This window comes from Peptococcaceae bacterium (assembly GCA_024655825.1).
Classification (GTDB): Bacteria; Bacillota; Peptococcia; order DRI-13; family PHAD01; genus JANLFJ01.
In genome coordinates, this window is the sequence record JANLFJ010000061.1 from 313 (window position 1) to 12,101 (window position 11,789).

The window sequence follows — 11,789 nt, forward strand, 5'->3', positions numbered from 1 at the left end:
ACAGCGGCAAGGCGCAAGCCTAAAAAGTTTCAATCCCTTATAGGTAGGCTCCGAACCTGGCTACTATAAGATTGTAGCCCTCGACGAGAAAGGAGTTTCAATCCCTTATAGGTAGGCTCCGAACGTTTATGAAGATGTGGAAGAAATCAGGTTGCATGTGTTTCAATCCCTTATAGGTAGGCTCCGAACAGACGGTCAAACCATTCCTTTTCCGGGACTGGAACCGGTTTCAATCCCTTATAGGTAGGCTCCGAACGGCCGGGGTATCGAAGCGGATACTGCGGCAATGCCAAGTTTCAATCCCTTATAGGTAGGCTCCGAACCCAGTTGGCCGCTTCATATTCCGGCATGGCAGAGAGTTTCAATCCCTTATAGGTAGGCTCCGAACGGACGGGGCCAGACAGCGGCAAGGCGCAAGCCTAAAAAGTTTCAATCCCTTATAGGTAGGCTCCGAACTGACACAGAGCTTGCATTGATACAGGACGTATTAGAGTTTCAATCCCTTATAGGTAGGCTCCGAACCAGAGGTATGTAGCCAAGGCACGTGAAGAAATGGATATGTTTCAATCCCTTATAGGTAGGCTCCGAACTCGTAAAGCAGAATCCAATTAAACGGGGCGACATGAGTTTCAATCCCTTATAGGTAGGCTCCGAACCTGGCGGGTCCTGGCAGGCTTCCCCCAGGGACACCTGTTTCAATCCCTTATAGGTAGGCTCCGAACGTCAAGGACTTGGCGATAGCAGCCGGCATCTTTGCCGAGTTTCAATCCCTTATAGGTAGGCTCCGAACGAAAAACATTGACAGCATGTGCTGTGCTGTGATATACGTTTCAATCCCTTATAGGTAGGCTCCGAACAAAGCGGAGCTCTTTTGGATGCTCCACCAAGAATTTGGTTTCAATCCCTTATAGGTAGGCTCCGAACTCCCAGTATGGAGCTTTTGCAGACTCCCAGGGGCCTAGTTTCAATCCCTTATAGGTAGGCTCCGAACGTACACATGGATAATAATAGGAGAGCCTGGCCACTAGTTTCAATCCCTTATAGGTAGGCTCCGAACAAAGCCGCTATTGACGGTCTGCGGAAAAAACTCCAGGGTTTCAATCCCTTATAGGTAGGCTCCGAACTCCCTGCCAAACATGATACCACAGTCGGGGGCAGACCGTGTTTCAATCCCTTATAGGTAGGCTCCGAACCATATATGCCAAGCAGATCGGCTTCCGGGTCCGGCGTTTCAATCCCTTATAGGTAGGCTCCGAACTAGGTAATTGTGGTAGTCTTGCGGCTGTACGCCTTTAGTTTCAATCCCTTATAGGTAGGCTCCGAACCAGTATTGGGGTAAGTATTAAAAGAGGTTTATTCTGTTTCAATCCCTTATAGGTAGGCTCCGAACGGATGTCAGCCACTTTTAATACCTCTTCTCTTCTCGTTTCAATCCCTTATAGGTAGGCTCCGAACCTCCTTTTCCAATCGCCGGTTTTCCTCCTGCGCCCCTGAGTTTCAATCCCTTATAGGTAGGCTCCGAACCTCGACGGTGACAGACCTACCACTTTGGTTCATTCTTTGTTTCAATCCCTTATAGGTAGGCTCCGAACGTTGCTATGCAGGGAGGCGGTTTAATTGGCAGAGACGTTTCAATCCCTTATAGGTAGGCTCCGAACATGAATTTCGGCGCGCACAGATAAGAGAGGATGCGGGTTTCAATCCCTTATAGGTAGGCTCCGAACCGGCGTGCTCGTCGAAATTTGCGCCAGCTTTTCCCGCGTTTCAATCCCTTATAGGTAGGCTCCGAACGACGAAGATTTCTATGAGTTCTGGGATGCGGTTAATTAGTTTCAATCCCTTATAGGTAGGCTCCGAACTTGTATGGCATAGAGGGAAATTCATTCTCAAAGACAAGTTTCAATCCCTTATAGGTAGGCTCCGAACTAGTATACGATGCGAAGCAAAAAACAACGAAAGAAAGTTTCAATCCCTTATAGGTAGGCTCCGAACCCGAGGCTCGAAGTTTACTTGCTTTGCGTAGAGGTCCAGTTTCAATCCCTTATAGGTAGGCTCCGAACCCCAAAAAATCGCAATAAAATAAAAGCTCTATTCTTTTTTTCTCTAAAATCAAATCATAATACATCTCTCTTTAATTACCTAAAAAATATTGCTGTTTCTATATTTATAAACAAAGGCTATGTTCGTCGAAGTTCAGGATTTTTTGCAGTATTATAGGTCGACGGCTTTTATAAAATGTTGTCATCACCACCCTTTTTAAGACCCATTGTCTCTCGGTTTGAGTATTTGGTTGTTCGGAAGGTATAAAATATTACCGAATCCTCTTTATCTTTAATAATACGGCTTAACTCTATTTTCAGCTTATTAAAATTTGTTTCAGATATCTCGCCTTCAAATACCGAATTCTGTACCCAGTAAAGATATTTCCGCGAGCGTTTCAGAACTTTTGCCACTCGTTTTTCATTTATATCATAAACCATTATTACAAACAAATCCCATACCTCCGAATCCTACCATGATGCTACGAAGGGTTCGTAGACCTTCTCTCCCATTAGATGTTTTTCAAGCTTGTATAATTCCAGGCGAAATAACCTCCGATATGAGACGTTCCTGCCAAGACTTTTAATATTAATCGTAGTCTCAAGTTTTCTATCAAGTTCTTCAACAAAAACCCTTTTTCCTTTTTCCTTAAGCAGCAATCCTTCAACCTGGTGTTCAAAATCGTCTTTTGTAATCATATTTTTATCCAACAGGGAAAATATCAAGCGATCTATAATAATCGGCTTAAATATTTCTGCCACATCAAGATTCAAAGTAAATCTACGAAAATTAGTAGCATGCAAAAAACCAATACGAGGATCAAGATGTGTCTTATATACTTCGCTCAACATCATGGAATAGATGATTGAGTTGCCAAAGCTGATCAAGACATTCAAGAAATTTTTTGGCGGTCTTCGGGTTCTTTCCTGAAAACGAAAATCTCTATTGTTTATTATTATATCAAAACCATGATAATAATGTTCGCGAATATGGCCTTCCAAAGCCATAAGCTGGCTGATTTCCTGGCAATCTTCAATTCCTTGGCCAAGATTCTCTATTAATGAAATCAGTTCCCCAAGCTCACGGCCTCTATTATGGTAATATTTAAGCACTTGTCTGATATTACGGTAAGCCCCTTTAACAAAAGCTCGAGCTATTAACAGGCGTTTTTCAGGATGTTGATAGTGTTCGGCCTGTTTTAAAATCATATAACCTGAATTCAAGTGTTCTCTCGGGTAAAAAGTCCCCATGTAATATCCGAAATGATTAAAATAATGTATCAGGATTTCTTTTTGGGAGATGAACTCCAGTAAACTTTTATTGAAACTCACCTCCCCAAAAGCCATTATTTCTTTTGTATCCTCTACAGGCAGGTATCTTTTTCCCGCTTGCGTTTCAAAAACGAGTGTGTTGTCTTTTCGCTTGAGCTCACCTTCCGAGAAAACATAAAGGCTTTTCTTCATGCGAATCCTCCTATGACCAGCAGAATTCCGCATAAGCACAATTGCGGCAAAAAACAATTTTTTTAGGCTCCTGAGGCGCATCCTGGTATATTATCCTCAGGATGTCTTTTTTCGCTTTTTCAATATTAGCAATTAGTTCATTATTCAACTCTACCTTTACTCTTTTCTTTTCCTTGGGAAACAGCAGTTCCCCCACGGCTTCAATGCCGTTTTCTCTAAGTTCCAGAAGATAAAAGGCCAGTTGCATAAAGGCGCTCTTTTCATATTTGGAACTCTTCTTTACTTCGCCAATAACCAATTGCCCTTTTTCTTTGCGTAAAACATCCACCTTGATATGGCCAAATGAGATTTCTCTTTTATCCCGTTGATATGTGTTCTGTCCTATAAAACGCCCCAAATCAATATTTGGATTGTCTTGATCGGGAGTAATGTTCCTGGCCATCAGCCATACCTCTCGTGGGCAGATATAGTAATACCAGACCAGAGTACCGGTAACATTAAGATCGTTTTCTAACAAACCCAGCCACCTTCCAAAACCAGCAAATGTTCATAAAAGCCGCTCAACAGCGCGGATAAATTCCTGCAAATCTGGTAAATTATGTTTTAACACATTGTGAACTATCTCCGGATCAATTTTAGCGTAATCATGAACAAGCACATTGCGAAACTGGGCCATTTTCTGCAAATCTGGCAGCAATTCTTTTGACAAAACACCATTCTCTGCCAGTACGGCAAATATATCCTTGTTGTCAAGTGGTTCCCGCCAACCATTGTCGGCAATTATATGGCTTCCGATATCCAGGCAGCATTCAATGGCCAAATGAAGCGTGCGTTCTACATATCGACGGATCTTTTTATCCGCGCAAAATTCAGCAAGCGTCACATTCTGCGATTCCTTAAGATCAATATAATACTCTGCAAGTTGAGCCACTTTCATCTTTAGCACGTCAACACTAACCATCCTTTTCCCCTCCTAAAGCTCTTTGAATAAGCCGAAGGTTTCTTCGTTGCAATACCGGCAAGATGTCGAAATATTCCCGTCGAGAACGCACATCAAAGGATATTCGGTAATGGTGGTCCTTTTCTACTATTAAAGAACCTTCTTTCCTAATCTGGTGCTGAAAATAGAGAGGGACTGCCTGTATGTCCACCACGTCAACAGTCCTCCCTGCCAACCTCGTCATTTCTCCTGCCAGTTTGAGCCTCAAATCAAACCTTTCCTGTTTGGACAAACCAGAAACAAACAGCACAGCAATATCAATGTCGCTTCCCTCTTTTAGTTTTCCGGTTGCCGCTGACCCGAACAGCCAGGCGGCGCTGATGCTGTCATGTTCCTCCAGGTATTCGGTTATTTTAGGTAATAATATTGTCATTCGGTACACCTCTGCCATTTATATTACCAAACGATACACATTGGAATATCATCTTCGCGGGTTAAATGACCCAACCCCATGTCGGATGAATAAAGTTTTGGATCAGTCAATAAGGGTATATAATCTTTTGATACTCCCAACCCTATCCGTTCCGCTATTTTTTTACTTAAATTCACTATAAAGAAACCCAGCAAACCAAAGAACTGCTTCCTTTCATGAAAGCTCAGGCCTCTTATATATTTTGAATCCCGATAAATCTCATATAAACTCTCCGAATCCGATACGCCAAACTTCTGCATGTAAAAAAGTGCTTCTTTGTTCAGATAATCATTTCCAAGCGGGACAAAAACAGGTATTTGGGGGTAAGTTGTATTAAAAGGTTCTATCCCAGCCAGACTACTCCAGGTGCCGGAAGCCCCTTCATAAAGCTTTTCCACAAAAGTAGTTCCCATGTTCCGGGAAAAAAGGTCATTATAATAATCGGACACAACCTTCGCAGTTTTAGACTCGTTCCATTCCGGCCATTTCTTAAAGATCTCATCTGTTACCTCGCGGGTGTCTTTTTCCGTATATACATAATTTCTCGTGTCTTTCTCGTTGTTACGCTTAAAGGTGAATACATATATAACAGCTTTATCCCCTTCCCCATGACGGTTTCCCCTGCCAGCCACCTGAGCCACAGAAGGAATGATTGGCAACGCCCTGAAGATTCTTTGAAAACTAAAATTTACTCCCGCTTCAATTCTCCAGTGTTTTTATGCTTCAATCCTTACAATCCGTAAAAAGAATCATCTGGTTCAAGAAAACCGCCATAATATGGGTCATATTTAATATCACAAAACAACATACCATCCAACAACTTTTTGTGCTGTAAAAAGTACCAATAAGGTACTTTAACCTCATACCATTTCCTCTCTTTGGGTAAAGCTTCCTTGAGTTCCTGAAAAAAACATGCAGGAACAATAGATATTGTTTCATATTTACTTAAGCGAGTTCTTTCCGCTTCTTCCTCTGTCATCCGGCTATCCAGAATGCCAAATCTATTGTTTTGACTGATTTCATATTGACATAAAGCATCCCGATATCCTTCGCAGCCTTCAAAGTCAATCCCCTGATAAACCTTTTCCAAAACTATTAATAATTCCTGTTCTGTAACATAATCCTTTGAAACACTCTGAAAAGCGGCGAAAGACCTAACCAAAAGTTCTGGGTCATTAATGGGGTCATAAATCCGATGGGACTTTTCATCCGCCCTAAAAATATAAACTCTGCTATCCCGATATTTATCTCGATAGCGGTTAACTCTTCCAGCTCTCTGTATTACAGCATCCGGAGGGGCGCATTCTGTAAATAGCCAGTCATAATCAATATCAAGGGCAACTTCTACTACTTGCGTAGCCACAGCTAGCCGCGCTTTATTTATTATGTTCTCTAACTTTTTCCTGTCTCTCAAAATAAACCTTGAATGCAAACATATAGGGCTTAGGTCCTTTAATTGTTTCGCCAGCCTTTGGCATTTTTCCACTGTATTAACCACTACCAACACCCTGTATCCTTTATTAACTGCAGTTCTAATATCTCTTTCAGCTTCTTCGATTAAGCAATCGTGTACATAATACTTGCTCCGCCGTGCATTTAGAAGAGACTTGTCCTCATAAAAAGACAAACCGGGGATTGACTGGGCGAAGAGCGTTCTTAGCCCTATCGGTAGAGTGGCGCTCATCAACATTATTCGACTACCCCATTTGACAAGTCGCTGAAGTGTTGAGTTTAGTAGTCCAAGAGTCCACCCGTCATAGGCATGAACTTCATCCACCACAATAGCAGCATTGGCGGCATTTATTTCCTTTAATACCCAACGCCCCGTATTGAACCCAGCAGTCAACAATTGGTCAACAGTAGCCACCGTGACAGGCTTCATAAAGGACTGATCAAATAGAACTTGTTTTCTGTATTCCACTTCTTTGATCTCATCATTCTCTTCTTTATCGAATAACAAATTAGCAGTTGAATGAGTTAGCCCTACGTTATCCGTGCCAAAAATATCGGTCATTCTTTGCCAGATGCTGTTAGCGGTGGCCATAGTCGGTAACAGATAGATTATCTTAGCCCTTCCTAGTTCTTTGGCATTGTTAATAGCCCAGAATAGTGAACCCTCGGTCTTGCCGTTTCCCGTTGGAGCAATAGCAACAAGATGACCTTTATGTGAAGCTGCATGCTTTTGAAATGGTCGTAAACCGACAAACGGGATACCTTTTTCCCGGCACCTTTCATGTAGCTTTTTTATTACAGTATCAACGTCAGTTTCAACGTTGTATCTAACCTGTACGCCTGCTGAGCTATACCAATCAACATAATGTAAAACCCCTTTGGTAAGCAAATACAATGTTCTGGCACGCTCTATATCTTCTTTTCTGGCAAATTGTGGTAAACAGTTTATCATTTGACTGAGAACAGCGGCCCCATCTTTTTTAGCAATCTTCTCATTTAAATATGGCAATTCCCACCCTTGCTGATGAAAGATTTTCTGAGCAAGACTTATTGCTATTTTTAGTCCTTCTAGATCAATAGAGGGCAGATTGCATATACCCTTAAGCTCTTTTTCAAAGGAAATTAAATCAGTATTTAGGGCTTTGTGATGTCCCGCCACAGCGAGGGCTTCTAAGGGCCATTGTGAATAATCAGGTTTAGCTTCTATCTGACTTATTGCAGCCATCACAAATAAGAAAGATACTAGCTCATGCCGGTAATTCTTCCTATAATCAACGCGTTTGTGCTCTTTAATATCACACATCATCTGCTGAAAGGATTCCAGCATTTTCCCCATGTCATGTAAAACTACTGTAAGCAGTGATCCTTTCAGGAATCTTTCTGTCTCAAACCTATATAACTGCCCCATTCTAGTTAATAAACCTCGTTTGGCCTTAATAGTTTCTTTCCACGCCTCATAAGCCATTTCTATATGTTCTTTGTAAGTCTGGCCTGGACGAGCATAATACTCCTTCGTCATAACAGAGCCACCGTTTTAGTTCCTGTATCTATTGCTTCTACAGGATTTTTAAGTTGAATGGGAATGTCTACAAAGGTATATGGAGCCCGCGCTTTTATCCTTCGTTCGGTACCTTTGAATTCAAATTCGGTAGGCAATAGGTAAATCATAGGGGCATAAATATCTTTTACTAGAGGGATTCTTTTAATATCGATATTTGTTTCAAAATTGAGTGAATGATCACCCTTTAAAACAGTTTGTTCAAAATTGCTGGACATTACTAATTGCCCTGAGCTAATAGGCCCTATCTTCCTTATTTTTAGGAGATTATCACTATTTCCAGCAGTCAATGCATAAACAGGATTCTTAATAGCTTCTCTCACATCGTTCAAAAGCAGGTCGTCTTCTGCGGCCACCAGCAAGTATAACTCCAATCCAGCTAACATTTCCCGTAGTAATACGGCAGAAATTATTCCGTCAGTTTTGATTTTCTGGTACTTCCACAAATCTTTGAACCGCGATTGGCTCCTACCTTGAACCCCGAAACGAATATTATTCTGCTGGCAAAATAACATTGCATCTTCAAAAGACTGGCCTATAGCCGCCCCCAATAACCCAACCAATGTTGTCGGGGGAGGCAGGGGCAAAGTTTGCTGAAAGGTGTGGGTTTCTGGAATCCTGAAGCCAGCTATCTCCGCAAAAGCATCAACTTCAAAGTAATACATAGTAAGCATCAACCCAATCGTTCATCTTCTGAAATGCTTCACCTATTGTAAGGCTGTCTTCCGGTAGTATTTCAAACATTTCCTTTTTTGCCCCTATAACATAATCAATGATTTCCTCCTTGTAATCAGCCAGGGTTTCGTTAATCAAGCCCACATTTACTCCCCCTCTGGCCGGGACTAGAATCTCCAGAAATATTGGGTTTTTCACCTTAAGTATGGCCGCTATTAAAAACTTGGGTGAAATATCAGATAAAAACCTTGTCTGTCTGCCTGTAGACCATAGGTTTTTAATAGCACTTAGCAAACCTTTAACCCTTTTTGCCTTTTCCGTAACAGGTAATTCTTTTTCAAAACCCTCACCACATCCGACCCGATCCAGCTCTACCAAAATAGTACTCCTGTATAGTCCAGCATGAATTTCCGTTTCAAATATATTAGGAGTTCCTCCTGCTTTAACCCCCATGTAGTTGGTTCCAAAATCTAAGTCTCCTTCGTATTTATCAAAGGAAATTAGAGGGGAAACACGTACCGGGGAAGTTCTTTTATTAGCTGTCCCTTTTTTCTCATCATCTCCCTTTTCCGTACCCATGAAGCCAAATAAGTCATCATCAATGTATTCGTCAGGCTTCTGCAAGGTCGTGGATGCCCCTTTAGCTATATTGGCCGATACACCTTCAGAAGTAGGCCAACCCATAGCTGCTAACTGGTCCCGCAAAGCCCTGCGAAGCCATTGAGATGAACCGTAAGGATATTGCTCTGCTCCTTTAGAGAATTTCTTAATGCTTACAATATTGTCAGCCTCCTTGTCCGATCCGTTCAAACTCCCAAGAGACACTGTAGTTAGATAGGTTATGGTCAAAGCTTTGGCATTCTTCATTTAAATTAACCTCCTTAAAATTCTGATTTCTAAGATTACTGCTGGCTACTACCACTTGAAGTCTTCGTTTTACCTTCATTCCTGGCAGCATTATAGCTGTTCAATGCTGCAACCATGCAGAATTGCTTAAACTCTGTAAAGTTTTTTTCGGTCAACTTGCCTTCATAAACATCCGCCGGCACTATAAAATCACTGCCTAGTTTAAACTGTAATCGGTTCAGTTGCTCCAGAAAATCTACCATCCGGCGGGTTTTCCGCAAAGCGAACAAATCCCCCTTCTTGCCATTGTCACTCTTTCCGACAGCAACCCCTATCCGCCGGCCAAGAGAAACAGCAGCGTCCTGCTCCTCTTTAAACACATCGTCCTCCTCCTTAATCAAATATTCATAAACCAAAAGCATGTCTAATAGCGGTTTAAAATAATTAATGTCACTATGAAAAACATGTTCTTCCACAAGGTCAAGGATGGTCTGCTTTTTCAATATGCGTTCCAAAACCCTGTTGCGCAGTAAAGTTTTATTTTCATTCTTTTTTTGTGAATAATCCACCAACATAGATAAAGAAGTGTTTAGCTTGTCCTTTGTTCTGCTCTCCAATTCGTTAAGTAATTTAAAGAAATAAACTGTTTCTTTAAATGGCCACATCATTTTGCAGCTAAAAGTATTCCCCTCATTTTTTGAGTGAATGACTATAAATTCTACAGGAGCCTTGTTATAGACAAGGTCATAGTATTTCATAAAATCTAATTCATGAATGTATTCATTGTCATCTTCTTCGCTCTGGGATCCCGGTTTGCGGCAAAGAACTTTGTCATAAAGGGTATAAAGAAATGCAAAAGTGGCTTCAAAGGGATGCTGGAAATATCCCCCTAGAGGGTGTTTAAAATTACGCAAGAGACTGGGGTCTTCTGTTCTAGCATCTTGCAATAGTTCAAAAGTATCCTTCATTTTTTCCAGTGAAGAGGAGTAAGGAAGAAAAGCGTAAATACTATCATCTTGATACATATAGAAGCCTGTCACTGGAACAAACTTGCCCATAAGAGAGCATTTCCAGCAAACCCGCTCCGGCTTACCCCCTTGCGAATTAAAAGAAAGCACTCCGCTGGACCCTGTAATTAGAGGAAAAACCGTTTGGTTTGCTTCCTCAAGACAAGCGGCTTCCTGTCCGCATAGGTAGCATTGCCCTTTGACAGTATTAGAAGCTACCTTGATAGTAACGTTGGGCCTAACAGCATTAGGCCCGTCAACCAAGAGCCCGGCTGTTGTAACATCTAATCCGTTTTTATCGAGGAATTCATCCATTCTTTTTTGTAAATGGCTGAACTCCTTGGGTAATATTGCGCGGTTTCGTTTTACCGTTTTGCCGTTGATTTGCACGTCCCTTTTTACTTTCGCCTTCCACTTTATAGAACTTCCAGTAGGCCTGGCAGCCTTGTTAAAAATTAACTCTGCAATGCCTACTGACTTCCGCTTAGGAAAACTTATGAATTTATCAGTTTTGCTGTCATAATAAAAATTGTAAGACATGGTATCTTCTTTTTGTTTCTTGGTGGAAAGGTTGTAAAAGTTGTTAATTAGAGTTTCGTATGTATTCTCAATCAATGTTTGGATATTATTAACTGAACCCTTGATTCTAATAGCATTTTTTTCACATGACAATTCAAACTGCTCCTGGCCCTTGGTTTGATCTTCTATGAGTTTTAAAAAACCAATTAACCCGTTATCAAGCCAAAAATGCCCGAGTTTGGGAAACTCTACCTCCACGGTGTCGTTTCTATGTGTCATAACATCACCTCCCTTAATTTGTTGGTACTTTTTCGTAAACTCCAAAATTATTAGTAATCCAGCCCCCCGGCGAGGGCTTTTTATTTTCACCCCTAACCCCCGAGGGTTTATAATTTATGGTTGTTATGGTATTTTTTTAATTCTGCTTATTTGTAGGCGTTATTTTATGGTTTCTCCTGTCGCCTACACTCTGCTTTCCAAAATTTCCTGGTGACCAGCTCCCTGATCTATACCACACCGACCCGGACAGGCTCAAATCCTTCTCTGAACCCCTGACCAACGTCTGGCTCATGAACCTGGACTCCGCTATCCAGTTTTGCTTTCCAGTTATTCTTCCTTGGGCCGCCCCGCTAAGTTCGATCCGCTGGATTTATTGCGTTCGCTGGGGGTGATGGTTCATTTTAAGGTGTTTAGTATTACCATGTGGGTTGAGATGCTGCGTAATGATAAGGTTTTGGCTGTTTTGTCAAGGTTTATTCCTGGTGAGCTTTTTGCGATGTAAGCTATTTTTATGATTTTCTAATCGCAAATCAAGCAT

General features: G+C 41.5%; 10 protein-coding genes and 1 CRISPR repeat array. All 10 genes read right to left on the reverse strand.

Annotated features, from left to right (window positions below):
• Positions 1–26 precede the first annotated feature (26 nt).
• Positions 27–2,060: direct repeats of the CRISPR family, unit length 30 nt; unit sequence GTTTCAATCCCTTATAGGTAGGCTCCGAAC.
• A 168-nt stretch (positions 2,061–2,228) separates the two neighbouring features.
• The 10 genes from cas2 to NUV48_14840 all read right to left on the reverse strand — a co-directional run bounded on the left by cas2 (position 2,229) and on the right by NUV48_14840 (position 11,341).
• Positions 2,229–2,492, reverse strand: a complete 264-nt coding sequence (cas2, locus tag NUV48_14795) for a CRISPR-associated endonuclease Cas2 (GenBank protein ID MCR4443399.1) — start codon at positions 2,490–2,492, stop codon at positions 2,229–2,231.
• A gap of 18 nt (positions 2,493–2,510) precedes the next feature.
• Positions 2,511–3,503, reverse strand: coding sequence for a type I-B CRISPR-associated endonuclease Cas1b (gene cas1b / locus NUV48_14800; GenBank protein ID MCR4443400.1), 993 nt, complete (start codon positions 3,501–3,503; stop codon positions 2,511–2,513).
• A 10-nt stretch (positions 3,504–3,513) separates the two neighbouring features.
• Positions 3,514–4,020, reverse strand: a complete 507-nt coding sequence (gene cas4 / locus NUV48_14805) for a CRISPR-associated protein Cas4 (GenBank protein MCR4443401.1) — start codon at positions 4,018–4,020, stop codon at positions 3,514–3,516.
• Between the two features lie 30 nt (positions 4,021–4,050).
• Positions 4,051–4,464, reverse strand: a complete 414-nt coding sequence (locus NUV48_14810) for a DUF86 domain-containing protein (GenBank protein ID MCR4443402.1) — start codon at positions 4,462–4,464, stop codon at positions 4,051–4,053.
• Positions 4,457–4,876, reverse strand: a complete 420-nt coding sequence (locus NUV48_14815) for a nucleotidyltransferase domain-containing protein (protein MCR4443403.1) — start codon at positions 4,874–4,876, stop codon at positions 4,457–4,459. The genes NUV48_14810 and NUV48_14815 overlap by 8 nt, the downstream gene beginning before the upstream one ends.
• 23 nt (positions 4,877–4,899) lie before the next feature.
• Positions 4,900–5,547, reverse strand: coding sequence for a hypothetical protein (locus tag NUV48_14820; GenBank protein MCR4443404.1), 648 nt, complete (start codon positions 5,545–5,547; stop codon positions 4,900–4,902).
• Between the two features lie 98 nt (positions 5,548–5,645).
• A complete protein-coding gene (cas3, locus tag NUV48_14825) occupies positions 5,646–7,886 on the reverse strand; it encodes a CRISPR-associated helicase Cas3' (GenBank protein MCR4443405.1) in 2,241 nt (746 codons plus the stop codon).
• On the reverse strand, positions 7,883–8,590 hold the full coding sequence (gene cas5 / locus NUV48_14830; protein MCR4443406.1) for a CRISPR-associated protein Cas5: 708 nt from the start codon (positions 8,588–8,590) through the stop codon (positions 7,883–7,885). The genes cas3 and cas5 overlap by 4 nt, the downstream gene beginning before the upstream one ends.
• The gene (cas7i, locus tag NUV48_14835; GenBank protein MCR4443407.1) at positions 8,577–9,467 is read right to left on the reverse strand and encodes a type I-B CRISPR-associated protein Cas7/Cst2/DevR; all 891 of its coding nucleotides are present in this window, start codon (positions 9,465–9,467) and stop codon (positions 8,577–8,579) included. The genes cas5 and cas7i overlap by 14 nt, the downstream gene beginning before the upstream one ends.
• Before the next feature lie 35 nt (positions 9,468–9,502).
• On the reverse strand, positions 9,503–11,341 hold the full coding sequence (locus NUV48_14840; GenBank protein MCR4443408.1) for a hypothetical protein: 1,839 nt from the start codon (positions 11,339–11,341) through the stop codon (positions 9,503–9,505).
• Positions 11,342–11,789 lie beyond the last annotated feature (448 nt).